Source organism: Chitinophaga sp. (assembly GCF_036569125.1).
In the GTDB taxonomy this organism is placed as follows: domain Bacteria; phylum Bacteroidota; class Bacteroidia; order Chitinophagales; family Chitinophagaceae; genus Chitinophaga.
Genome location: NZ_DATCRF010000210.1, coordinates 1 through 2,391 on the forward strand (window position 1 = coordinate 1; position 2,391 = coordinate 2,391).

Genomic DNA, 2,391 nt, shown 5'->3' on the forward strand with positions numbered 1-2,391 from the left:
TATAGCTATACCGCGCCCGTGAACTGTTCCAGGAAGCGGGTATCATTTTCGGAGAACAATCGAAGGTCTTTGATCTGGTACTTCAGCATGGTAATACGTTCTATACCCATTCCAAAAGCAAAGCCGGTATATTTTTCAGGATCAATGCCGCAGTTTTCCAGCACTTTGGGATGCACCATACCGCAGCCCAGTATCTCAACCCAGCCGGTATGCTTACATACGGAGCAGCCTTCGCCCCCGCAGATAATGCAGGAAATATCCATTTCTGCGCTGGGCTCTGTGAACGGGAAGTAAGAAGGGCGGAAGCGGATGCGCACCTCCTCGCCAAACAGCTCCTTCACAAAGTGATACAGCGTTTGTTTCAGATCGGCAAAAGATACATTTTCATCAATATACAAACCCTCTGCCTGGTGAAAGAAGCAGTGTGCACGGGCGCTGATGGTTTCATTACGGTACACCCGGCCCGGGCATATTACGCGTATGGGCAGCTTACCGGCTTCCATGGTGCGTACCTGCACGCTGGAAGTATGGGTGCGCAGCAGCCAGTCGGGGTTCTTGCTGATGTAAAAGGTATCCTGCATATCACGCGCCGGGTGGTTCTCCGGCAGGTTCAGCGCCGTAAAGTTGTGCCAGTCGTCTTCAATTTCCGGACCTTCGGCTACCGTATAGCCCAGCCGCTCAAATATGTGGATGATCTTATTACGTACAATGCTGATAGGGTGGCGGGTGCCCAGGCGGTGCGCTTCTGCAGGCAGGCTAAAGTCCACCGCAGCCTGCGTTTGGCCGGCGCCGTCCTTTAAATGCTCAAACTGCGTATAGCGCTCTTCCGCTACCTGCTTAAAGCTGTTCAATACCTGCCCGAACTCCTTTTTACGTTCATTGGGTACCTGCTTCATTTCCCCGAACATGGCTTTTACAATCCCTTTTGTTCCAAGGAACTTAATGCGGTATTGCTCCAGCTCATCTGCCGTTTTAGGTTCAAAGGCCTGTATTTCCTGTGTATAGGCCGTTATTTGCTGTACTATCTGCTCCATAGGGCAACAAAGATAAGAGAATTCACATTTGCCAAAAAAATCTTACCTTTTAGGGTACAAATACCCACTATGACTGTTGCGGGCTACATTGGGGCAGTAATTGCGCTACTGGTGTGTATTGTTATCCTCTTCCTACTACTGCTAAGGTATAAACGAAAATACCAGGCAGAAGCAACGGTTACTTATTTTGCAACCTCCCTTTTTGGAAAAAATACGATCGATGATATCCTGTGGGATATTGCCAAGAACTGCATCCGCCACCTGGAGTTTGAAGATTGTGTAATATACCTGCTGGATGCCGAACGGCAGGTGCTGGTGCAAAAAGCCGCCTATGGCCCCAAGAACCCCATGCGTTTTGAAATAAAAGAGCCGCTTGAAATTCCCGTGGGCCAGGGCATAACCGGTACCGTGGCCATTACCGGCAAACCGGAAATTATTTCCAACACCAGTAAGGATGCCCGTTATATACAGGACGATAAACGCCGCCTGTCTGAAATAGCCGTACCCATTTGTTATGAAGGAAAGGTGATAGGCGTAATAGATTCCGAACATCACCGCCCCGGCTTTTACAGGCCCATGCACCTGCGTGTGCTGGAAAAAATAGCCGCTATCGGCGCCATTAAAATCGGCAAAACACTGGCGGAGCAAAAGGCACAAATGCAGGAGGCTGAAGTGCAGCAGCTGCACCGGCAGCTGGCTGAGTTCCGGCTGGTAACGCTTAAATCGCAAATGAACCCCCACTTCCTGTTCAACTGTTTGAACGGCGTATATAACTGCCTGCTCACCGGGCAAATGCAAAAGGCCGAAGATTATATTTCCAGCTTTGCACGCCTGCTGCGCATGGTGCTGATGCATGCGGAAAAGAATTTTATTTCCCTGCGGGATGAAATGGACCTGCTGCAGTATTACCTGAAAATAGAATGCCTGCGTACCGACCATGCCTTTAGCTATACCATGGAGGTGGATGAAGACATTAACCCAGGCGAATATTACGTACCCGGCATGCTCATACAGCCTTTCCTTGAAAACGCCATCTGGCACGGGCTAATGAATAAAACAGGAGAGCGGCAGCTGCACATTAAATGGCGTCAGCAAAATGAGCGGGTGGTGATATGTGAGATCATGGATAATGGGGTAGGCCGCAGCGAAGCGGCAAGGTATACAGATAATGGGTTAAAAACAGGCCGGCATCAATCCAAAGGCATGAACCTGTGCCAGGAGCGGGTAGACCTGTACAAATCCCTGTTCGATACCCGTTTCAGCATACAGGTGGCCGACCTGGTAGATGCGCGTAACCAGCCGGCCGGCACCAAAGTGACCATTGCCTTTGAAATAAACCCGGATATGATCACTACAC

Annotated in this window: 2 protein-coding genes; one reads left to right on the plus strand and one right to left on the minus strand. The window is 49.9% G+C overall.

Translation table 11 applies throughout. The features are described 5' to 3' along the window. Positions 1-5: 5 nt before the first annotated feature. A complete protein-coding gene (pheS, locus tag VIM87_RS07445) occupies positions 6-1,025 on the minus strand; it encodes a phenylalanine--tRNA ligase subunit alpha (RefSeq protein WP_422653334.1) in 1,020 nt (339 codons plus the stop codon). Between the two features lie 78 nt (positions 1,026-1,103). Between pheS and VIM87_RS07450 the strand changes: the two genes are divergently transcribed. Then, positions 1,104-2,391 (plus strand): histidine kinase (locus VIM87_RS07450; protein WP_331996373.1); only part of this gene is annotated, 1,288 nt, incomplete at its 3' end.